The following is a 21,413-nucleotide window of genomic DNA, read 5'->3' on the forward strand; positions in this document are numbered from 1 at the left end:
CAATACCAAAACGCATTTTGAGTACTTTTTCTTCGCGGGGAGTGAGTGTTTTTAATACTTCACGAACACGATCTTTTAGATCTGAGCTTGCAACGGTATCTGCAGGTGAAGATTCTTTATCATTTTCAATAAAGTCTTTGATATACGCATCTTCGCTATCGCCAACAGGAGTTTCAAGTGATATTGGCTCTTTTGAAATTTTGATGATGTTTTTAATCTTTTTCTCATCAAGATTAAGTTCTTTTGCAAGTTCAGCGTATGTTGGTTCGCGACCGTTTTCTTGTATGAATGTTCTTTTGATTTTGTTGATCTTGTTCAACGTTTCAACCATATGGACAGGAACACGAATTGTTCGTGATTGATCAGCAATAGCACGCGTAATTGCTTGACGAATCCACCATGTTGCATAGGTAGAAAATTTGTAACCACGTTCAAATTCAAACTTTTCAACTGCTTTCATCAAACCAATGTTACCTTCTTGAATAAGATCTAAAAAGTGCAATCCGCGGTTGACGTATTTTTTAGCAATGTTAACAACAAGTCGCAAGTTTGCTTTAGCAAGGTTGTCTTTTGCTATTTTATCTTGCTTTTGACCTAACACGAGTTGGTTGTAGTAGTTTAAAATAAGATGTTTTGGTAAACCAATTTCTACTTCAAGCTTTTTGAGTGTTTTTGTTGCAGCTCGCATAGAAGATTCAAGTTCTTCCATTTCATTTTTTTGAGTTGGAGTGAGTGTTTCAATATTTTGAAATTCTTTTAATTGAGCATTAGAAGCCTGAGCAACTGTTTCTTTTTCATTGAATTTACCAATGTATTTTTCAATTCTTTTGCAGAATTTTCTAATCAGTTTGTTAGAAAATCTGATTGTGCGAATTGTTTCACCAATTTTTTCTTTGTTTGCTTTGACCGCATCAAGCATTTCTTTCTTTTTCTTGGGGTCGGCTAATTGGCTGCGGTATGTGTGATAGATTTTCTCTTCATTTTCAATAAGACTATTTACCGTTGCTATTGTTTGCAACAAGCTACGTTTTTCTTCTTCAACCTTTGGGATGTTGTCTTCATCAAATTCAGAGAACTGAATAATGTCTTTTAAATTAAGAATATTTTTTTCAAGTTTTTCACCCATAAGAACAAATTCCTTATGGAGAAATGGAAATCGGGAAATAGCCTCAATGCTATTGTTTTTACTTTGAGAAATTTGATCAGCAATTGTTGTTTCAGTTTTTTTATTTAAAAGAGGTATTTTTCCAATGTCACGCAAGTAGGATTTGACACTGTCGGCAACGCTTGATTCAGTTTCACGTTTAATTTCGCCTTCTTCTTCCTCTTCTTCCTCTTCTTCTTCCTCTTCCTCAAACTCTCCTGATTCCAGACCAAATGTTTCAAGTTTTGTTTTGAGTTTTAAGCGTGAAGGCTCGAGTTCTTCAAGATCATCTTTTTTCAGATCGTCAGTTTCAAGTTCTTCTTGAGTAACAAGTTCAACATTTTCTTTTTCAAGAACACGTAATATATCAGTAACCTCTGCATCAGTTACGTTGTTTTTATCGCCAAAAGCAATAAGTTCTTCGTAGCTTAACAAGCCGCTGAGTTTACACTTCTCAATAAACTCTTCGATGATTTCTTTATGTAAATCAATATTATTGGTTGTCTTTTTGACAGTTTTCTTAGCAGTAGGTTTAGCCTTGGTCATTTTTTCCCCGCCATATTTTTTTATTATGGTTGCTGTTAGAGGTTATTTTTGTTGTGGAGCAGCAATCAACTTGTTCTGGAGCTCCATAAAATCACGCAATATAAGAGCGACTTTGTTGGCATCACCTTCTTGTTTTGCCTGTGTTAATTGTGCTTTTATATTGCGAACAATAATTTTCCACTGTTTCTTTTGTAATTGCTCAAGAAGTTTATCAAAGGCAGCGGTATCTACTATTTCATCCTCTTCAAGGAGTAGTTTGCTTATGTATTGTTTGTCATGTTCATTCAGTGTATCAAAAAAATAACCAAAGGTAACTGATTCAGTTTTTCCTTTAAGTTCCTTTAGTTGCATAAGAATATCACCCAAGGGAGATGGTAAATACTTGATGAGTTGAAGTCTGCTTTCCCCATTAAACAACCGCATATTGTTCATTATAGCACAAAAGATTCGTTTTTCTAGCAATGATATGGGTTCGACCTGAGATACAGCATCAGATATGGGTTGTTCTGGAGCAATAAGTGCCGTTTTTTCATGGATACGATCAAGCTCCTGTTTGAGCGACTGAAAGGGAATATCAAATGTTTTGGCGGCTTTTTGTAACAAGATATCTTTTTTAAGGGGATCGCTGATGGCGGCAATTACTGTTAAAAAAGAACGGGCAGTTTGAATTTTCTGGTTGAGCGGTTTGCCGACAAAGTTGTGTCCCAGAGTGTTCAGGAAGAAGTGAAAAATGTCCTGTGCTTGGATAATCAGAGCGTCAAAGTCACCCTTATTGCTTAAAAATGATGCCGGATCTTCTCCGGGTGGTAACATAATAACTTTTAATTCAAGATTGACGTGCCAACACAATTCGGTCAGTCGCAAAATTGCCAATTTGCCGGCATTGTCACTGTCGTATACTACAAAAATATGTTCAGAATAGCGTGCTAATTGTTTAAGATGTTCTACCGTGCAGGCGGTTCCAAGTGTTGCAACGGTATTGAATAATCCCTGTTGTGTCATTGCCATGCAATCGGTATAACCTTCAACAAGAAATATTTTGCCTGTTTCTTGGATGCTTTTTTTTGCTTTATCAAGGTTAAACAGCAGCGAACCTTTGATAAAATATTCATTTTCACGAGAATTATAATATTTGGGTCGTGTATCATGGTCTTTAAAAGTGCGACCACCAAATCCGCAATATCTACCCAAAGCATCTTTGATGGGGAAAATTAATCGCTCTTCAAAGGGTGAATAGAGTGTGGTGCGACCTTCTGCTAAAATGTGCGCATCGACCAAATCGCGCGCTAAAATTGATTGGCGCTTCATTGAGTAGAGTAAATCACTGATGCTGGCGTTTCCGCTTGGAAAATAGCCGAGCGTAAAATAATTAAAATTTTCTGTACCAAAACCACGTTGTTGAAAATAAGACTGAGCAGATGAATTTTTAAGTAACTGCTCATGACACCACAGAGCTACTGCTTTGCACACAGCAAAGTAGTGATTTTTGTCTTCGGTATTTTTTTCTGATGCTTCAAATGAAAGGTTTTGGGGGAGTTCGAGGTTGTATTTTTCTGCTAACAGTTTTGCAGCATCTTTTTGTGAACAGTTTTCCACTCTTGCGATAAAAGAAATGACATCTCCAGAAAGGTGGCAGCCAAAGCAATAAAATATTTGTTTATCGGGGCTTACGGTAAATGATGCCGTTTTTTCGTGGTGAAACGGACAGGTGCCTTTGTGATATCCGCCAGCTTTTTTGAGCGTGACGTATTCATTAATTACGTCAAGAATTGAGACACGTTCTTTGATAAAGCTAAATAGATTCATGTAGGTGTTTACTTGGTTTGTAATTGTTTACATTATAAATATCAGTGTAACGTGTCGGCGATCTTACGCAATAAAATCAGCTCCTTTATCCTTTAAATCAAATAATTTTTGTATAAATAGCTGTATGACTTCTAATGGTAGAAAATAGTGATTTTGGTAGGAGTATTTTTTTAAGAGGTAGTAAATAGAAAGAATTTTACCTTTTGTCACGACAGACATTGCGTTAGGAGGAATATCGTCTATAAAACATTTATGATTTACGACTGCCGCATATTGGGTGCCATTAGGAGAAAAATCAAGAGTGTTGATAAGAATGTTTTGTGTTAATGAAGTGCCTTTAGGGACAAGAGAGTCGATTTGAGCAATTTTTTTTGGTATTTTACAATCAACAAAATGTATCGAGTTGCAGACGCATAATAATCCTATGAGAGAGCTGTGTGGAATAAAGGCCATATTGATACAAGAGCAATTGAGAACAACAGGGTTGGTTTTTTTAGTTGCAGGATTATATATAAAGATATTTTTTTTATCAGTGAGTATGGCAATATGGGTGCCATCAGGGCTGTAAAGAGCAGAGCGGATACTATCAGGAATGTAGTCAGAATGGCGAGGGTAAACAGGAGTATCAATTGTTGGGCAGTAGCAGGTAGTTGAGCAATTATCTAGTGCTTTTTCCAATAGTGTTGTGTTGCTACATGGATATAAGATGTGTTTTTTTGTGGGATGGCATGCAACACCAAAATAATTGTTAGCTCCTGTAAATGGAGGTGTAACCGATGAATCACCCATGAGTTGTTCGTTTTGACATATAAAATTGGTATTATCTATCGAGCTGAAAGCGGCTGAATAACTATTTCCATTCGGGATCAGGTATGACTTGGTTTTTTGTTTTGTTTCTGTGTTGTACACTAAAAAAAAGTTTTTGCAGAGAAGTCCAATTTTTTTTTGGGGCAGATCGGTAATTATGTTGTAAGTCGGTGTTTTATTGAGCGGGGTTATTGGTCCTTGATTTGTATGTTTGCATAGATAAGCGCCTGCTATACTTCCTACCACAAGAGTGTCATTGCTAATAAATGCTACAGTGTTTACACCTTCTATTGTTGTTTTACGATCCATTGTGCGGTTCAGTGACGATGCAACAATAAGAGGGCCGATAATAAAGGTGTACAGAAGCTTTTTCATAGAATTTTTATAGCTTTCAATTGTGGGTGTTGAAATTGTAGAGCAGTATAACATGTTTTTTTTTGTGTAAAAATAAAGTGTGCCGATTATGTTTTTATGAGTTCAGCAAAATTGATTTGATGAAATTTAAAGAAGAGAGCGAGCTTGTATAATATGAGTTTTATAATTTCTGGAAGTATTCCATGGTGCTTAAGAAGCCGATAAAGCATAATAATATTATTTTTTGGGACTTGAAGAACAAGACATTTATTTTTAAGAGCTACGATCAATTTTTCTCCATTGGGGGAAAAAGCAAGACGTTGTGTTAAATATGGGTAGTCAATCCAATCCTGTGGATCTGTGGTACCCGTACGAGTGGCGATAAGTGCATTTGTACGATAATTCCAATATTGTATGGCATTATTATCAATAAGTACTACAAGAATGGGACGGCTTTTATGAAATGCTATGCCAACAATATTTTCATAGATATTCAAGAGTAAATTACAGCAATACTTGGTTTTAGGATTATATAAGCAGCATCCTCTGTAATGGTTGTTGACAGCGATTATGTTGCCATCGGGACCATATGTGCCAGCAATAACCGGATCTTTTGTTGTACAGACTTTTTCAATCGCATAGTCATTATCAGGATCTATTGTTGAAAGTGTATTTGCAGAACTTGGATACAATAATTTTTTTTCTGTTGGATGGCATGAGATGAGTACGGTTGGAAATTGGGTAAATGATTGAACGCCGTGTGTTTCTAGTTCTTTATCAAACCAATTGTACGATGTAAGTTTTCCTGGAAAATACGCAAAGAGAGATGAACCTGTTGGGCTAAAAACAATTGCGCTACCTTCTGTAAGTGGTTTTTGTTTCCATCGTTGTTTCTCTGTAAATGTGCTGAATATTGCCAATTTTTTTCTACTTGATAGGGCAAATCTTGTTCCATCATTGGAAAGAGTAATATGGAATATTTGAGTTGGATCAAGTTGCCTAGTTTTTGCATTTATAAGATTGAGAGTGATGCATCTATCTCCTCCTATGACAACACGGTAATCATCAAGAAAGGCAACACATGTTGGATTTGGAATATATGTTATTTCTGCCAGACAATCCATAGCTGAACATAATGAAGGTATCGCAAAAGTATGCATTATAAAAAGAATAGACCAATATTTCATGGTATCACTCTATTTTGCAATATTTCCTATATATGCCAAAAATAACAAAGTAGTGATGATAGTCGCAATGGATAGATAGTAATTCTATCAGACCGACCGTATCTGCATTTATCACGTAAAGAAGAGTTATTCTCTTGATTTAAAATGATGCTTTCTCAAATGTTTTTATCGTTTAGAGATTGCAATTAACTTGGATAAGAGTAAGCATATGACATCTTGTGGGAGCCTATCGTGTTTGTTATAGAGATAATTGCATAGCACAAGGGATGCAAAAGTACATCTATTTTTTGTGCCATCGTGACACATTACTTCAAGAGGCACAGGGAGCACAACGCATTCGTTGGCAAGAACAACAAGTAGCCGTTCTCCGTTCGGATCACATGAAAGATAGCGGCACATATGCCTATGCTCTGTAGATGGATTGTCAGCAGACGGTGAACAAACAATAGTTACGGTAGGTTGTAAAGATATGCCAAGAGCAACATTGCTATATGATTTTCCAAGATTTATATCCCAATAATTTATAACGTTGTCTGGTTGCGAAAGAGTTATAATAAAATCACCATTTGGGTGAAAGACAACTTCTTGTAATGTTTTATTTTTTTCTTGTTCAAAAAACATATTATCTGTTGTTGGACCACTTCCGTTTCCAATAGAAAAACCTTCTTTGTTGCCGCTTACAAGCAATGATCCATTGGGACTAAATTGAGAAAATATATGTTCGCCTTGGCACACATTGCTATATTTTTCGTCAGATGTGGCGACGAAATTCATATTGTAAAAGAAGGTGCTATGTCCTTGATTTGTTACGTGACACATGTATTTTTCTGTTGGATGGAATGAAATCATTGGGGTAGTTTGCCCATAGCCATAAACCTTCGTGTGGCTTTGATTATTTTTATAGTTATAGTGCTGTACAGCTATACAACTTCCATACAACAAAAAAATGGTATCGTCCAAAGGGCTAAAAATAGATGCAATGATATTCCACGGAAAATCATTATTGTTATTATTATTATTATGTGTCCATTCTTGCGTGCGTTTTTTCGTGTCGTAAATTGTTACTGTGTTACTATCGGACAGAGCAAAAAGTTCCTTGTTTGGATGTACTGTAAGAAATGGAGAAGTGAGATTGCCTACTTTTTCCTCTTGCTTTGTTTCTGTATTAAAAATAGTGCATCCATTTTTACCGCTGATGATAATTTCTTTTTCATTCAGAAAATATCCGCAATGAGGTTTTTTTATAGATTGTATGGACATCAGGATTGTTGGCTTTGTGTCCATTGCATTGCATGCTGAAGATAGGAACATGCAAAAGAATGTTACCAAAAAGTAAATTTTTTTTTGCATTGCGTAGGCTTCGTTAATTTTATTTTTTGTAATAATAAGAGCATTGCTGAACAAAAATAATTATAAAAATAATCAGAGCGACCGTTTGATGAAATGATACATACGTATTGATCATAATGCGGTCTGCCCTCCAAAAATCAACAAAAAAACGTTCGAGTACAGCGAACATAAGATACACGGCAAAAAGTTCACCGGTTTTTTTAAAAATACGTTGACCGATACAATACATAAAAAGAAAAATGATAAAAAGCAGTGCTGAGCTATACAGTTGTGTTGGGTGAATAGGAATGCCATATACGGCAAGTGTGTTTGGGTTAGTATATATAACGCCAAAAATGCTGTTTGTTGGTATGCCGTAACAGCATCCTGCTGTAAAACATCCCAAGCGCGCAATTGATTGTAATAATGGTGCATAGATTGCAACAAGATCACACGTTGGTAAGATTGGTACATTAATTTTTTTTAAATACATTGGTGTTATGATAATAACGCCGCAAATTGCTCCAAGAGCAGAAAAACCACCATGCCACAATGCAAACCAATCATACCAATGTTTGTATGCATGAGGTTCTGATATAATTTCTAACAATCTTCCACCAATGCATCCTGCAATAACACTGACTATAATGATGTTTATGTAAACAGGTTCAAGATTGAGCAAGGTAAAACGTTTATCGCGGCGTATGGCCCATACTGTTACGAGTATGCCAAGCATAATAAAAAAACCATAACTTTGAATGCCAAGTGGGCCGTAGAGGTGCAACAATTCTGGGGCGAAGTTTAGTTTCATGTTTTTACGTGACTACTTCTTCTTTTAACGTCTTACCATTATCAACAATAACTCTCCAATCATCTTTTATACCCCATATTTCACTTCGTTTCATATGGGGACCCCAAAAAGAAAAAAATGGAATTGAGGATTATATTTATGCATTTATTTCCTTAATCGCTTTACCATTATCAACGATTACGCGCCAATCATCTTTCCAATTAAAGGTGATGTTTGCTTGCGTAACATTTTCATTGAGTTGATATGATATTTTTTTTCCACCAGTACGCATTCCACTCATAAAGGAATATTTATATTGAACTTCAACAGCGGTAGTTCCTGCAGGTATTTCACATGCTTTACCCTGTTCAACTTCTGTGCCATTTACAGCAACAGTGAATGTTTCAGGACTATATGTACCCGTCCAATGTTTGTATGCAAGCATGCTTGGTTCAATTGCATTGGTGATTGTGATAGGAGATGTTGCTAGCGCAACTAACGTTGGAGTTGGCTCGAGTGTTGCTGCCGTGAAAGTTTCTGGCGCAGTTTCTTCTTGTGTAAAAATTGCGACAAGTTCTTGTATTTCTTGCATGTCCGCCGTAGCTTCAGCGAAGGAGGATGCTTCTATAGCTGTTAGATCGGTTGTTGGTAATTCTGATGATGTTGCAGCTGCTGCAAGTAAAAAAAGATAGGTGAACATTGGATTCCTTTTTTATTTTCCGCTGTCCTTCGATACTTTTTTACAGGAGTAGAAACACTCAGGATGAGCGGAGGGGAAAATTTTGCCTTCTAATTTTAATTATTCTTTATTCTCTCTTTTTCTACCGCTCGTCCTGAGTACCCCGTAGGGGTGTATCGAAGGATAGCGGAACTTTATTTCTCACCCTAAAAACCAGTAACGATAGTGCTGCAGGTGTCATACCCGGAATGAGTGCAGCATGCGCAATTGATTGTGGTTTATACTTAGTTAATTTTTGTTGTAACTCTTTTGATAGTCCTGGCATATCAAAATAATTAAATTGCGCAGGAATTACTAGATTTTTAAAATTTTCCGTTTTTTTAATTTCTTGTTTTTCACGCATAATATATGGTTCGTAGCGTATTTCCGAGTGAACTATTTGCAATGCACGTTCTGATAGTGGCGTTGAAATATAATCCAAAAGTTTTTCTTTATCGCAGTCATCTTGTCCAAAAAGACGTAGTAAGTCTGTGCTGTTCTTTTTGCTACGCAACTCTTCTAAAGCTTTTTCTACGCTTATTTTTTCTGCAATAAAATCATCATATAATTGCTGATCAATCATTCCCAAATTATATGCACGTTCCGTCAAACGTAAAAATGAATTGTCTTGGCGCAACAGCAATCTGCGTTCAGCGCGAGAGGTGAACATACGATATGGTTCATCAACACTCATGCTTACAAGATCATCAATCATTACACCAATATAACTTTCGGTGCGATCCAGAATAAATGGTGGTTTATGTGCAGCTTTTTGGTGTGCATTGATGCCGGCTATAATTCCCTGTCCTGCTGCTTCTTCGTATCCAGTTGTGCCATTGATTTGTCCTGCAAGAAAAAGGCCAGGAACGGTGGTAACTTCCAGCGTTGTATGCAATTGATTTGGGTACACAAAATCATATTCCACTGCGTAACCAGCTTTGGTAATTATTGCATTTTCAAAGCCAGGAATTGTTCTGATGTATTGTTCTTGTACTTCAAGCGGCAATGATGTAGAAATACCGTTTGGATAAATTTCATCAGAATCAGCGCCTTCTGGCTCAACAAATACATGATGAGATGTTTTGCCAGCAAATCGATGAATTTTGTCTTCTATAGAAGGGCAGTAACGTGGGCCAATACCAGAAATATTACCGTTATACATTGCGGAACGATGCAAATTGTTTTTGATTACTGCATGAGTGTTTTTATTAGTATGAGTAATGTAACACGCATGTGAACTGTGTACTTTGATTGGATAGAATTCAAACAAATAATGTAAGCTATCTGGTTCTTGATATTCCATCTTAGAAAAATCAAGGCTTTCTTTGAGTAAACGTGGAGGTGTACCTGTTTTGAGTCTTCCAAGGCGCAAACCAGCTCTTTTCAGAAACTGCGAAAGTCCGGTTACTGCTTTTTCGTCACGCCGGCCTGCAGAGAAGTTCTTTTCACCAATATGACACAGACCATTCAAGAATGTTCCGGTTGTTAAGATTACCGTAGGAGTGGTAAAGGTTTGAGTATCGGTCTTTACTGCACATACATTGCCCGCTTCATCAAGGACAACGTTTTCAGCTGTTCCACCATACATGGTAAGATTAGGCATTTTTTGTAGTTCTTTTTGGCTTAACAGGCTGTAGGCAAATTTATCTATTTGCAGGCGCAAACCTTGCACAGCAGAACCTTTTTTGGTGTTGAGCATACGTGCTTGCAGATATGTTGTGGTGCACAGGCGGGGCATAAGGCCACCAAGAGCGCTGATGTCGTAGACAATATGGCCTTTACCAACGCCGCCAATGGCAGGGTTGCAGGGCATTAAGCCAATTTTATGCAGATCAAGGGTAATCAGAAGGGTTTTTGATCCAAGTTTTGCAGCAGCATGAGCAGCTTCTATACCAGCATGCCCGCCGCCTACAACAACAACGTCAAAATCGTATATTTGTGCATTCATATATTTTTTGTAACTTTTTGGAATGATTTCATAGAAAAAGGTGCGCTTTTTAAACGCACCTTTTTCTTTTTAGTGTACTTTATTGTGTTTTTCTATGCAAGAACTGTTACTTACAATCCATACGGACCTTTAATCCCGCAAAGAGAACGTAGTCAGGTTTTACACTCCACGCTTTCTTTTTCTGTTCAATTTCATTAACAATCAATTGAATCTTATCAGCTAACACAGTTTCATTAGCTTCAATAGCTTTGGTTCTCAGTGCTTTTAGCTTAGTGATTATCTCACCAAAGATCTTTTCGGTATTAAAGTCCCTTTTTATTTCCGTTGAGAACGCAAGTGCATCACTTGATGATTTACCGTTATATTTCTTGATAATGTTATACGCAATATTAAATTGCTGTAATGCATAATCAATAATACCGTAGAGTTCTTTGGTCAAACCATCACCAGTGCCACGAGTTGCAGGTTCAATTGTTCTTTTAAAGCCCTGGAATATTTTTTCAAACTCTATTACAAATATGTTGTAACCAGTTTTATTACATGAGTTAAAGAACTTTGACATATTGCCTTCAATAGCCCTGATAAATTTATCAAGGTTAATTACGGCTTTTTCATTATCAGTATTATGGGCATACGCACCCGTTACCATGATCAATGATGCAAGCAATGCTACTCTACTTAAAATACTCTTTTTTGATGTGTTTTTCATAAGAATTCCTTCTAGTTTAGGAAGGTTATGTATTGTGGCCTACTTTATTGATCTTACTACCAGTTTACCCCGGGATGACCCCGTAGTCAAAGGCACCCCAAAAGGCTTGAATTAATCGCTATTTTCACTATTATGAGCATAATATATTGGTTAGTTATTAATCCGGTGATATAAGGCATGATATACCATTTATCGCATTATTTGAAGTTTTATTGGCCATTTTTTAACGTTGTACACTATGTAAGTGTGCGTGCAGTCGCTTCTTTACTGTGCTCTTTACTGTTTTCTTTACTGTTTGGAGAGCAATTTATAGGGCTTTCAAGGCGTTTTTTTCGCTCAAAAGTGCGTGAATTCACGCCAGAAAGTCATAAATCTAAAGATAGCATGCCAACCATGGGGGGAGTGTTTATTTTAGCAATAGTGCTGATTAACACCTTATTATGGTGTGATTTGACCAATCCACAGGTTTGGATCTTCTTATTCTGTATTTTAGGCTTTGGAATGCTTGGTTTTTGGGACGATTGGAGCAAAATACGCGTTCACAAGGGCATTTCTTCCGGTGTAAAGTTTAAATTGCAGGTTTTAATCGCTCTTTTGGTAGTTTTGGGCCTTATTTTCCTTACTTTCTTCTCTACGGAGCTGATTTTTCCCTTTTTTAAGCATTGTACCCCTGATTTAGGCTGGTTTTATGTTCCTTGGGCTGTTTTTATCATTGTAGGCTGTAGTAATGCCGTAAATTTGACTGATGGCCTGGATGGGCTGGCAATTGGCTCATTATTGCCCAATTTTGCCACATTTGCCCTTATTTGCTATTTAGCTGGTCATTGTGGTGTAGCACATTATCTTCATATTCCCTTCGCAGGAACGGCCGAAATTGCCATAATTGGGGCTATTTTAATAGGAGCGTCGCTGGGGTTTTTATGGTATAATACCTATCCGGCACAGATTTTTATGGGAGATGTGGGGTCATTGGCCCTTGGTGCAGGATTGGCTTTGATGGCACTGATGGCTAAACAAGAGCTCTTGTTAGCCATTTCTGGGGGTCTTTTTGTGCTAGAAACGGTATCGGTTATGCTGCAAGTGCTTTCTGTACGCTATTTGGGTAGGCGAATGTTCAAGATGGCGCCTATTCATCATCATTTTGAGTTGTTGGGATGGCCAGAATCAAGAATTACTGCACGTTTCGGCATAATTTCTCTTGTTTTGTGTCTGTTGACGCTTATTACCTTAAAATTGCGGTAATCTACTTGCGAAGTTTCTGATTTACCAGGTCATTTAAACTAAGACCTAGTTGTGCTGCCTCGATTGCCAGATGTGCGTGTAGACTAGGATTCATGCGTATGTGGAGCTTGCCAGAATATGTTTTTTCCGGTTGTTCACCACTCGCACCACGCTAAATAATCGTTGATTGAGTCTTGAAATGCTTGTTTAAGTTCATTAACGCTTTTGCCTTGAAACGTAATGATATTTTTGAGCCCAATGACTTCGCCATGAAATATTTTTGCTTCATCATCGTAGGTTACTTCTCCAAAATAGCCTTTATATTTCATCATGTTTTACTCCTGCATTTTCTAAAAACTTGCGCACTGACATCAAGGCGCCTTTATCCGTTTCTCTTGTTGGATGGGGACGATGGAATACTGCTCGTATACCATTTAATGCTATGCGTACTCTTGAGCCGCTTCCTTATTATTTTTTCGATTCTCCTGACAATGCATACATCACTATACCACACAACATAATACCTACAAATAATTGTAATGGAACTGGGTTGTTGGTAATCCACATAGCATAGAGTGAAGTGGTAAGCAAAATGGCGCAATTAACAAGTCCTAAGATAGGTATCAAGAGAGATGCGCTTTTTTGATACAGCGTTGCGAGTAATCCTAGGATACTCAGCGTATATGTCATAGTTGCACCAAAAGCACTCAATTGCTGGAATGTTGTTAGTACACCAGACATAACGAGTAGGTACACAAGCATAATTACACCTTGCGCAAGTACGCAGATAAAAGGAATGTCAAATCGGTTGCGTTGCATAATGCGTGTTGGCGCAATTGTGTGGTGCAATTCTGCAAGTGAATATAAGTTCCACATGTTTGCGTAAATTATCCCAAACGCGGCACTTAATGCCGAAGTTGCAATTGCAAGGTGAATGAAGTGTCCTAAAATATTACGGAATTGATCGCTGATATTGAATTTGCTGATAAGTAATGGGAATGCACCACGGTAATCAGTTTGTGCTGCAAGATTGGCGCCAAGAACGCCGTAAAAAAATGTTTGGTATGCAACAAATAACACAATCACAATGCTGTACGAAATAAGTATTGCACGTGGAGCATTAACGCGAGGATTTTCTATGTTTCTGCTGATTGCGCATGCTATTTCAAATCCAAGCAGTGCGTGCAGCACCAAAGGAATTGATGAGGGAATTCCAGACCATATTTGATGAATAGGTGTTAAATTGCTGCCTTGTAAAAAGAAGATTCCTGCTGCTATGACAAAGAAAAGAGGGAATAATTTGAAGAGCATTACCCAGCCTTGAATTCTGCTTCCTGTTCTTACATTAAGCATATTGAGGCCAAGTAGTAATGCGAGAATCATGAGATCTAATGTAAGAGGATCGATGAACATAAATGTTGGAAATGTTTTTTGTACTAATAATGTGAAAATGTGAATGGATAGTGTTGCTGATGACAGTTTTGCAAAAAAATAACACCACGTGTTAATAAAACCAACAATCGGATGTAGTGATGCGCTGCAGAATGAGTAAAAACCACCGCTTGGGTAAAATTCTAAAAGTTTTACGAAAGATAGTATGAGAGGAAACAAGAGCAATCCAACGAGTGCATAACCAAGTCCGCCGAGTAAACCCGCACGTTTTGCTAGCTCTGTTGTATTAATAAAGACGCCTGATCCGATGATGATGTTTGTGTTGATGATAACTGCTGACCATAGTGAGAGGGTGTTGTTTTTGGACATTTTTTATTCCTTAACTTTCGCTATCCTTCGATACACCCCTTCGGGGCACTCAGGACGAGCGGGGGAGGGATTTATATTTTATTTCTTTTGTTGGTCCTAGCGGTGTTTTTCAAAAGCTCTATGTGAAGGAGGAAGTTTTCATATCCGCTCGCCCTGAGTGTTCTTCGTAGCTTTAGCGAAGAAGAATGTATCGAAGGGTGCGACATATTTATCTACTGTGTTGCCGCCAAATATAAAGCGATTGATCCAGCAACAGCAGCATTTAAGCTTTCAAAATTTCCTGGCATTGGTAATGTTATTTTTTCATCACACTCAGCAATCCATTGCTCTGGTATACCGCTTCCCTCATTGCCAACAACAATCAATGCTTTGTGCAAATCAACAGCGCTAGGGTTTTTCCCTTCTGTTGCAACGAGTGCGCACAAACTCAGATTTTTTTTGTTGAGCAATAGATCCTGCCAATTAATACAAAAAAGAGAAACGTTGCCAATTGCACCAGCAGTAGCTTGTACAACTTTTGGGTTCCACGGATCAACTGTCTCGATACATACAACCGTTTTTTTGTTCATTGCAGCTGCAGTGCGAATGAGTGTTCCCATATTACCCGGATCGGCTATTTGCGCAAGCACAATTCCTGCATTAAGCGTATCAAATGATGGTTGTTGTGGTATGCGGAATGTTGCAAGCAGACCGCTTGGTGTTTTTGCGGTACTTATTTTTTGTAATACTGATTCGTCTACAACAATGATAGATTTTTCTGGTGCAATTTGCTTTGCATCATACAAAAATTCTTCAAGCGTAAACAGTGTTACCAATTCTTTTTTTGCTTGAATAAGTGTTGAAATTGTGCGGAATCCTTCAGCAATAAATTCCTGAAAATGTGCACGGTGCTTTGAGCTGTGCAATTGTACTACGTGTTTGATGATTGGATTAGCATGAGAGTTTATTTGTTTTACCATTATATTTCATCGTTTAAAATTTTGTTTCTATAGTCTGCCATTAATTGCACCATAAAGTGGAGATTATGAATAGTAGCAAGTGTGTATGCACTTAATTCAGCTGCCTTAAAAAGATGATGCAAGTATGCGCGTGTAAAGTTTTGACAAGTATAACACGTACATGTTGTATCAATAGGTTCAAAAAGAATGCTGTTACTTGCATGACCAATTTTAACAAATCCCTTAGTAGTAAAAAGTAATCCATGGCGTGCGCAGCGTGTTGGGTGTGAACTGTCAAATGTATCAACTCCAAGTTGAACAATTGGTTCAATTGATGCTAAATCGCCAATGCCAAGAAGATGGTTAGGTTTGTCTTCTGGTAAGTGTGGCATCATAAATTGCAGCATCTCAACCATTTCTGCTCTGTTTTTTCCCATGCTTCCACCAATAGCGTGTCCATCAAAAGGTAATTTAGTCAAAAACTCACAACTTTCTTTACGCAAATCTTTGTTGATGCCGCCGTGAATTACGGAATACATTGCCTGTTGTTGTGGGTTTTGTAAGTGTGCTTGCAGCGAGCGATTTTCCCAACGATGTGTGCGATGTAACGAATTAATGAGTTTTTGTGGGTCAATATGATACGGTGGTAACTCATCAAACGGGATAATAATATCAGCACCAAGATCCTTTTGCGCAGCAATAGATGTTTCTGGAGTGAGTAGCATTTTGGTACCATCACGATATGATCGGAACAGAACGCCTTCTTCTGAGGTTTTCAAAACTAAGTTGTTGCCAGTTTTTTGTCCACGGCTTTTAAGCTCATCTTTAACGGTGCCATAGGCAAGGCTAAATACCTGAAATCCACCAGAATCGGTAATGATTGGCATGTTTCTGTTGATAAAAGAATGAAGGCCACCAGCTTGTTTTACGATAGCAGTACCTGGTTGCAGCATCAGATGATATGTGTTGCAGAACATAAGTTGTAAACCGATCTGAGAAACAATCGTGGAATCAAGTGATTTTAGTGCGCCATTGGTACCAACGCCGACAAAGCTTGGGGTATCAATAATGCCGTGTGGCGTGTGAATACGACCAACGCGAGCGCGGGATTTTTTTGATTGGTGAATAAGTTCAAATGTAAAGTATGACATAATCTTTTACCCCAGCTTGTAAACTACGCTGGGGACCCCATTCAAGAATTTAAGGAATCAATGTTATTGATTAGTATAACACAAAAAAACTTATTTTTGTGTCATCGTGTAAATTCTACGCGAAAAGCCGACAAATGGGGTGGCGATAACGATGCTGGCTAGTTTAATCAGGTAGCTGATCACAATAACTTCCACAATATTATCGATGATGCCATAAAGGCCCAAATAGCTGAAAAGAACGGTATCAAGTAGTTGGCAGAATGCGATAGAAGCATAATTACGGAAAATAATATACTTGTCATGAAATGTTTTTTTGAGTATGCCATAAAGATAGTAGTCAGTCATTTGAGTAATAAAGTAGACAGAAAATGAGGCAATCACAATACGGGGCATAAGAGTGAGTAGTGGCATAAAATGTTGGTGTGCTATATCGGCACTATGTGGAATATACAGAAGATGAATGTGTGATACAATTGCATAAAAAATAAGCAAAAAGAAATTGACCCAGATGGCCTTTTTTGCTATTTCCTTGCCAAAATATTCTTGCAATAAGTTAAGGCCAATCGTTGCCCCTACAGTAAAAGCATCAGCACATGTGGCGGTAAACCCAAAAAGTGTGATTTGTTTTATGACAAAAAGATTTGCCAAGATGCACTGACTGCAGATAAATGCAACGAGAGCACAGCGGCCCAGCGCGAGTGATCCAAGAGCAAAACTGGCAATAATTATGGTGTGAAGGATAAAAATTAATTCATTCATAGTAATAAAGCGTAAATTTCTAGTTTTTCATTTTTCTGATATAGTATAAATAAATAATAGTATATAGTAATTAGCAATTTTTAAGAAATAAATTAATAGAGAGTTCATTATGGTTGCGAAAAAGATATCACGTATGTGGTGCGTTGTTATCGTGTTTTGTTTGTGGGGTATGTCTATAGCGTCCACTGTTGTGATACACCAAGAGCAAGAAAGCGTGCAGTTATCAGGGGATGCCACGGAAGAAGAAGAAAAAGAGATAGTTGTTACGGGTGAAGTCAGTTGCGGTACTAATGCTGTTACCGGTAGAGCATGCGTTGTTATGAATCGCAGCCAGCTGAATAAAGTACGCAAGGGAGACATTGTTATTGCTCCTGCAATAAATAGCCTTTGGTACTCAACCTTGAATATGGCTGCTGGTATCATTACAGATAAGGGAGATGGCAGTAGTTTGGCGATATCATTAGGAAAAAAGTTGAATATTCCGGTGATTGTTGGTACAAGTGGGGCAACTAAAAAAATTATTGATGGTCAGATTATTACCTGCGATCCGATAACGAGAAATGTTTATCACGTATCATATCCTAATCCCAAAGACGGACATTTTGATGTTCTTATAATGCCACAAAAAGATGATACTCATGTAGGACTGCATGGTAAACTTGAAAAAGTTAGCAATGTGCGTCCACCACACGAAAAACCGACTTGTGCTGCAATAAATTGCGTTATACAACATTCTAGTGATAACATTCCTTTTCCCGCTGCGCAAAAAGAAAGTAAGATTGCAAGAATGGCAAAGGATATTTATTATGCCGATCTTAGTTTATTTAAAAAATATGTTTTTAAAATGAGATTTCGATTGAATGGGGTAAGAGCATTACCTTTTTCTGATTGGGTGTTAGAAAAAGGTGCAAAGCATGAAGGCTGTGATGATTTTGCAATTGCTTGTATTCCTCTTTCATTTTTTCTTTTTGATCATACCGAAGGTTATATAACTACCGCCTTGCAGTTTCTTGGAGATCATGTGCAGGATGTTGACTGTATTCTTGAAGAGTGTAGCAAGAAACCTGGCGATCTTAATTGGGTTGCACGTGTATGTCATAGAGCACATATAGAGGCTATATCTTATCTTTTGCCATCAGAAATAAAAAAAGAAGAACTTATTGCTGATCCGAAAAAATATGTAGAGATTGATAAGAAAATTAGTAAAGAAAATCGAGAAGTATTTAAAAGAAAACAAGTTATAGAAACATTAAAAAGTTTATATGTTCGTTTCCGTGAGGAAGAAAAGAAAAAATAAAGATGGCTTATTGCAAAAGCGGATACTCTTTAAATCCAATCAATTGGCATTCTGGCTCTGGCAGGATGCCAAATTTTTCTTGAACAAGTTTTTGCATTTCGCGTGCCAGAATAATGATATCAGTGCTTGTTGCAATGCCCAAATTTATAATCATGTTGGCGTGTTGCGGAGATACGATCGCGTTACCGCTGCGCAATGTTCCTTTGATACCAATTTTATCAAGATAGTAAGCGACAAAAATTATTCTTTTGTTATCAATTTCCAGTGTCACTTCATCAGCAAAAAAATTTCTAAAAAAACTACCACAGGTGCGTACTTGTGGATAGCGGTGTGCACGATGTCTGATTATTTCCGTTTTGCGACCTTTGGCGAATGCCGTTTGTTCATTCGTTGCACAAGTAAGTTTGAAGGTTGCATTCACCAAAAAATAATCTTTTTTATGTAATGCTGAATCATTGTATCCAAAATTAAACCACTGTGCATCCACCGTTTGGAGGGTGCCATTTTCTTTGTGTACAATTTCTGCACACACAAGAAAGTTAGCAAGTAAAAATTCAAAGTAGTGGAGATTGATGTACACAGATCCACCAACGGTTCCTGGTATGCCACTAAATTCTTCAAGACCTAACAAATTATTGTTTAAGCAGTAATCAATCAGACTGGGCATTGTGATCCCCGCATCTGCTTTGACAAGAGCGGTTGTGTCAGTAGTAGAAACTATTTCGATATTTGTTAATGAAGGGCGGATAACGAGACCATCAAACCCATCATCGCTGATTAAAATGTTCGCGCCCTGGCCAAGAATAAAAATATCAAGATTATGCGTGTTTGCATAAATAATCGCTTCTTGAAATTGCTCTGCAGACGGTGGTTCGCAGTACAACCGTGCCGAACCACCGGTACCAAACCAATTTTTTTGCGCCAACGGTACGTTATGCTGGATTAACAAAGAATGTGAACGGGTTGGTTCGTCGGTTGCTATTTTGTGCATAATTTTATTTTTCTATTTTTTTCCCGTTCGATACATTCTGTTTCGCTATGCTTCACAGAACACTCAGGGCGAGCGGAAAGGGGTAAAGGTATTTCTTTTTTTCAAATCTTCCTATTCCGCTCGCCCTGAGTGCCCCGTAGGGGTGTATCGAAGGGTGCGAATGGAAATTTTATATCAAACAATTTTTTTGAAACTCCGGTCTCTGATTTACCTTTTTCTCCGCAAGTAAAATCTGGCATTGTTCACTACAAGTTTTATCATATCTACTAATGCATGGAGTGCAACTAATAAAATGTTTATTGCACATGGCATTGAGACAGTTGTAATAATCATCGCATGGTTGTGCGCAGATTGCACAAGAACCAAGAATATCATCATTTATTTTTACAGAAATTCTACCATCAAAAACGTAATTCTTGCCACGGAAAAATCCATCAGGGTATTGTTCTGCATATCGATGAATTCCACCATCCATTTGATACACTTTTTTTGCGACATTTTTTTCATTAAGGTACGCAGTTGCACGTTCGCAGCGTATGCCACCGGTGCAATACATTAAAACTTGTTTGTCTGCGAACTGATCAAGATGTGCATCAAGGTACTGCGGTAAATCTCTAAAGTTTTCAATGTTTGGTGTTATGGCATTTTCAAATTTGCCAATTTCCCACTCATAATTGTTGCGGGCATCAAGAATGATAAGGTCTTCTGGTTTGTTAGAGAGAAGTTCATGTGTTTCTTGTGGTGTTAAGTGTTGACCAGCATTGCGTGGAGTTAGTTGATCGTACGGAATGCCGAGTGAAACTGCTTCGTTGCGCACTTTTACTGAAAGGCGTGGAAAACATTCGGGGCCACCGGCGCTCTCTTTAAAATCTATGTTGCCAAAAAGTTCATGCGCAGACATTAGTTCTTTGTATGTATCAAGATTTTCTGCTGATCCGCCTAAAGTTCCATTTATGCCTTCATGACTGATCAGGATTCTGCCTTTAAGTTCCAGTTCTTGGCATATCTGTTGTTGCCACTTCATGACTTGTTTTGGATAGGCAATATCGGTGTATTTATAAAAAAGGATTATTTTATTCATGGTAAGCCTGCGGTAGATAAAATATTACTAGTACTAGTGTAGCATAATTGGCAAAAATAGACAGGGTTAGTCCTAAATATGGTCAACGCGCTTTTTGAAAAAGTGGAATGAAAGTAGGGTAAAAATAATGCTGAGCACAAATAATGCACTTGCGCATTGTGCAAGCGGTAAAAATTGACTGCCACCGACAATAGATTGTCGTAATCCTTCTGTCAGATAAACAATTGGATTAAAGCGTAGCAAAAAGCCAAGAGTGGGTGAAAATTCGCGTATAATATGCAGCGGTATCCAAAAGCCACCAAGAACAAGCAAAATATGATTCACTCGCGTCCAAAACATGCTAATTTTTTCTACTGTCAGTAGTATTGCAGCAAGTTTGTGATATGCAGAAGCACATAGTGAGCCAAGATATAAAATAAGAAATAGAGACGACCACGAAATATTGCTCAGATCAATGTATGAACTTGCAAAAATACGTGCAAGAGGAAAAAAGGGAATCATAATAAAGAAAGTAAAAAAAGAAGAAAATAAAATTTGCTCAACAAGTATCAATCGTGGATCCAGTGCCGTCATTTGGTAATCAATGTGGCGGTTTTTTTCCAGATCAAATAATAAGTCAAAGGTAATGTGAAATGCCATCACCATGAGCGGAACAAGACAGGTGCCAGCAAACACCACTGCCCCTACTTGAGTTTGTCCATGGAAATAAATGTGTGTTTGCAGAAATGCAAAAGCAAAGATATACATTGTTGGATAAATGATTGAATAGTTGATGATGTGCGCAGGCAATTGTCTTATCTGTACGTAAAAATCACGATAAAAAAATTGAATAAAAACTTGGATTGTTTGGAGTATTTTTTTCATATTCAGTGTTGT

The 21,413-nt window shown here is 37.6% G+C and carries 19 protein-coding genes; 2 read left to right on the forward strand and 17 right to left on the reverse strand.

Annotated features, from left to right (window positions below; all coding sequences use genetic code 11):
- The 9 genes from VJJ26_03720 to VJJ26_03760 all read right to left on the reverse strand — a co-directional run.
- Positions 1-1,690: sigma-70 family RNA polymerase sigma factor (locus VJJ26_03720; GenBank protein HLC07270.1), on the reverse strand; the 1,690-nt coding region annotated here is incomplete at its 3' end.
- A gap of 42 nt (positions 1,691-1,732) precedes the next feature.
- Positions 1,733-3,496 carry a DNA primase gene (gene dnaG / locus VJJ26_03725; protein HLC07271.1) on the reverse strand — a complete coding sequence of 588 codons (1,764 nt, stop codon included), beginning with the start codon at positions 3,494-3,496 and terminating at the stop codon, positions 1,733-1,735.
- Positions 3,497-3,559: 63 nt separating this feature from the next.
- Complete coding sequence (locus VJJ26_03730) at positions 3,560-4,678, reverse strand: hypothetical protein (GenBank protein HLC07272.1); 1,119 nt, start codon at positions 4,676-4,678, stop codon at positions 3,560-3,562.
- 86 nt (positions 4,679-4,764) lie between these two features.
- Positions 4,765-5,844, reverse strand: a complete 1,080-nt coding sequence (locus VJJ26_03735; GenBank protein ID HLC07273.1) for a WD40 repeat domain-containing protein — start codon at positions 5,842-5,844, stop codon at positions 4,765-4,767.
- A 165-nt stretch (positions 5,845-6,009) separates the two neighbouring features.
- Positions 6,010-7,194, reverse strand: coding sequence for a WD40 repeat domain-containing protein (locus VJJ26_03740; GenBank protein ID HLC07274.1), 1,185 nt, complete (start codon positions 7,192-7,194; stop codon positions 6,010-6,012).
- A 19-nt stretch (positions 7,195-7,213) separates the two neighbouring features.
- On the reverse strand, positions 7,214-7,984 hold the full coding sequence (locus VJJ26_03745; protein ID HLC07275.1) for a prolipoprotein diacylglyceryl transferase family protein: 771 nt from the start codon (positions 7,982-7,984) through the stop codon (positions 7,214-7,216).
- 136 nt (positions 7,985-8,120) lie between these two features.
- Positions 8,121-8,663, reverse strand: coding sequence for a hypothetical protein (locus VJJ26_03750; GenBank protein ID HLC07276.1), 543 nt, complete (start codon positions 8,661-8,663; stop codon positions 8,121-8,123).
- A 121-nt stretch (positions 8,664-8,784) separates the two neighbouring features.
- Positions 8,785-10,629 carry a tRNA uridine-5-carboxymethylaminomethyl(34) synthesis enzyme MnmG gene (gene mnmG, locus VJJ26_03755; protein ID HLC07277.1) on the reverse strand — a complete coding sequence of 615 codons (1,845 nt, stop codon included), beginning with the start codon at positions 10,627-10,629 and terminating at the stop codon, positions 8,785-8,787.
- A 106-nt stretch (positions 10,630-10,735) separates the two neighbouring features.
- A complete protein-coding gene (locus VJJ26_03760) occupies positions 10,736-11,338 on the reverse strand; it encodes a hypothetical protein (protein HLC07278.1) in 603 nt (200 codons plus the stop codon).
- 177 nt (positions 11,339-11,515) lie between these two features.
- Here VJJ26_03760 and mraY point away from each other — a divergent pair, with 177 nt between their 5' ends.
- A complete protein-coding gene (gene mraY / locus VJJ26_03765; GenBank protein ID HLC07279.1) occupies positions 11,516-12,580 on the forward strand; it encodes a phospho-N-acetylmuramoyl-pentapeptide-transferase in 1,065 nt (354 codons plus the stop codon).
- 134 nt (positions 12,581-12,714) lie between these two features.
- On the opposite strand, the gene VJJ26_03770 is transcribed toward mraY, so the two are convergent.
- The 5 genes from VJJ26_03770 to VJJ26_03790 form a co-directional block, all read right to left on the reverse strand.
- Positions 12,715-12,891 carry a type II toxin-antitoxin system HicB family antitoxin gene (locus VJJ26_03770; protein HLC07280.1) on the reverse strand — a complete coding sequence of 59 codons (177 nt, stop codon included), beginning with the start codon at positions 12,889-12,891 and terminating at the stop codon, positions 12,715-12,717.
- Positions 12,892-13,027: 136 nt separating this feature from the next.
- Entirely contained in the window at positions 13,028-14,320 is a 1,293-nt protein-coding gene (locus VJJ26_03775) for an APC family permease (protein HLC07281.1), read from the reverse strand.
- Between the two features lie 212 nt (positions 14,321-14,532).
- Positions 14,533-15,279: an RNA methyltransferase gene (locus VJJ26_03780; protein HLC07282.1), complete on the reverse strand. Its 747-nt coding sequence runs from the start codon at positions 15,277-15,279 to the stop codon at positions 14,533-14,535.
- Complete coding sequence (tgt, locus tag VJJ26_03785) at positions 15,279-16,409, reverse strand: tRNA guanosine(34) transglycosylase Tgt (GenBank protein HLC07283.1); 1,131 nt, start codon at positions 16,407-16,409, stop codon at positions 15,279-15,281. The genes VJJ26_03780 and tgt overlap by 1 nt, the downstream gene beginning before the upstream one ends.
- 90 nt (positions 16,410-16,499) lie before the next feature.
- Positions 16,500-17,168 carry a queuosine precursor transporter gene (locus VJJ26_03790; protein ID HLC07284.1) on the reverse strand — a complete coding sequence of 223 codons (669 nt, stop codon included), beginning with the start codon at positions 17,166-17,168 and terminating at the stop codon, positions 16,500-16,502.
- Between the two features lie 109 nt (positions 17,169-17,277).
- Between VJJ26_03790 and VJJ26_03795 the strand changes: the two genes are divergently transcribed.
- On the forward strand, positions 17,278-18,465 hold the full coding sequence (locus VJJ26_03795) for a PEP-utilizing enzyme (GenBank protein HLC07285.1): 1,188 nt from the start codon (positions 17,278-17,280) through the stop codon (positions 18,463-18,465).
- Between the two features lie 7 nt (positions 18,466-18,472).
- Here VJJ26_03795 and murB read toward each other — a convergent pair whose 3' ends face one another.
- The 3 genes from murB to VJJ26_03810 all read right to left on the reverse strand — a co-directional run bounded on the left by murB (position 18,473) and on the right by VJJ26_03810 (position 21,401).
- Entirely contained in the window at positions 18,473-19,456 is a 984-nt protein-coding gene (murB, locus tag VJJ26_03800; GenBank protein ID HLC07286.1) for a UDP-N-acetylmuramate dehydrogenase, read from the reverse strand.
- A 169-nt stretch (positions 19,457-19,625) separates the two neighbouring features.
- Positions 19,626-20,537: a rhodanese-related sulfurtransferase gene (locus VJJ26_03805; protein HLC07287.1), complete on the reverse strand. Its 912-nt coding sequence runs from the start codon at positions 20,535-20,537 to the stop codon at positions 19,626-19,628.
- A 72-nt stretch (positions 20,538-20,609) separates the two neighbouring features.
- Positions 20,610-21,401 carry a hypothetical protein gene (locus VJJ26_03810; protein HLC07288.1) on the reverse strand — a complete coding sequence of 264 codons (792 nt, stop codon included), beginning with the start codon at positions 21,399-21,401 and terminating at the stop codon, positions 20,610-20,612.
- Between the last annotated feature and the right edge of the window lie 12 nt (positions 21,402-21,413).

The organism is Candidatus Babeliales bacterium, assembly GCA_035288105.1.
Lineage (GTDB): Bacteria > Babelota > Babeliae > Babelales > Vermiphilaceae > SOIL31.

Excerpts from the sequence above, each read along its gene's own strand:
- VJJ26_03810 (HLC07288.1), bottom strand. The coding sequence starts at position 21,401 with ATGAAAAAAATACTCCAAACAATCCAAGTTTTTATTCAATTTTTTTAT.
- VJJ26_03775 (HLC07281.1), bottom strand. The coding sequence starts at position 14,320 with ATGTCCAAAAACAACACCCTCTCACTATGGTCAGCAGTTATCATCAAC.
- dnaG (HLC07271.1), bottom strand. The coding sequence starts at position 3,496 with ATGAATCTATTTAGCTTTATCAAAGAACGTGTCTCAATTCTTGACGTA.
- tgt (HLC07283.1), bottom strand. The coding sequence starts at position 16,409 with ATGTCATACTTTACATTTGAACTTATTCACCAATCAAAAAAATCCCGC.
- VJJ26_03790 (HLC07284.1), bottom strand. The coding sequence starts at position 17,168 with ATGAATGAATTAATTTTTATCCTTCACACCATAATTATTGCCAGTTTT.
- VJJ26_03730 (HLC07272.1), bottom strand. The coding sequence starts at position 4,678 with ATGAAAAAGCTTCTGTACACCTTTATTATCGGCCCTCTTATTGTTGCA.
- VJJ26_03805 (HLC07287.1), bottom strand. The coding sequence starts at position 20,537 with ATGAATAAAATAATCCTTTTTTATAAATACACCGATATTGCCTATCCA.
- VJJ26_03795 (HLC07285.1), top strand. The coding sequence starts at position 17,278 with ATGGTTGCGAAAAAGATATCACGTATGTGGTGCGTTGTTATCGTGTTT.
- VJJ26_03735 (HLC07273.1), bottom strand. The coding sequence starts at position 5,844 with ATGAAATATTGGTCTATTCTTTTTATAATGCATACTTTTGCGATACCT.
- murB (HLC07286.1), bottom strand. The coding sequence starts at position 19,456 with ATGCACAAAATAGCAACCGACGAACCAACCCGTTCACATTCTTTGTTA.
- VJJ26_03770 (HLC07280.1), bottom strand. The coding sequence starts at position 12,891 with ATGATGAAATATAAAGGCTATTTTGGAGAAGTAACCTACGATGATGAA.
- VJJ26_03740 (HLC07274.1), bottom strand. The coding sequence starts at position 7,194 with ATGCAAAAAAAAATTTACTTTTTGGTAACATTCTTTTGCATGTTCCTA.
- VJJ26_03750 (HLC07276.1), bottom strand. The coding sequence starts at position 8,663 with ATGTTCACCTATCTTTTTTTACTTGCAGCAGCTGCAACATCATCAGAA.
- mraY (HLC07279.1), top strand. The coding sequence starts at position 11,516 with ATGATATACCATTTATCGCATTATTTGAAGTTTTATTGGCCATTTTTT.
- VJJ26_03760 (HLC07278.1), bottom strand. The coding sequence starts at position 11,338 with ATGAAAAACACATCAAAAAAGAGTATTTTAAGTAGAGTAGCATTGCTT.
- VJJ26_03745 (HLC07275.1), bottom strand. The coding sequence starts at position 7,984 with ATGAAACTAAACTTCGCCCCAGAATTGTTGCACCTCTACGGCCCACTT.
- VJJ26_03780 (HLC07282.1), bottom strand. The coding sequence starts at position 15,279 with ATGGTAAAACAAATAAACTCTCATGCTAATCCAATCATCAAACACGTA.
- mnmG (HLC07277.1), bottom strand. The coding sequence starts at position 10,629 with ATGAATGCACAAATATACGATTTTGACGTTGTTGTTGTAGGCGGCGGG.